At 51.7% G+C, this 329-nt stretch carries 1 protein-coding gene; it reads right to left on the bottom strand.

The genetic code is table 11. The features are described 5' to 3' along the window. Positions 1–54: 54 nt before the first annotated feature. On the bottom strand, positions 55–329 hold a 275-nt coding region (locus Y882_RS20590), incomplete at its 5' end, for a hypothetical protein (protein ID WP_046973404.1).

The raw sequence follows: 329 nt of genomic DNA on the forward strand, positions 1-329 counted from the left end.
TGCTCCGGTTGATGTAAAACTAACACCAACCGGAGGGAGTGTCAACAAATTTTATTATTTTTTAACTGGACGTACTGGACGCTTCAAGTCCACGCCAGCCATGGCTGCCAAACGGCCTGCTTTTTCAGGGTTTTCACGTAGAATTTTACCCTGCTCAGTAAGGTTCCAACCTTCAGCACTCCACGGGTTCTTACCGGCAGCGCCAGGAGTACGGGAGCCACCAGCACCACCGCCAACGTTTCCAGGGAACCAGTGAGGGTTCTTATCCTGAATGCCCTGTAACCACATTTCTGGTGTGATTCCTGGAGTTACACCTACACCGTCGCGGG

The sequence above is a fragment of the Dyella japonica DSM 16301 genome, from assembly GCF_001010355.1.
Lineage (GTDB): Bacteria > Pseudomonadota > Gammaproteobacteria > Xanthomonadales > Rhodanobacteraceae > Dyella > Dyella japonica.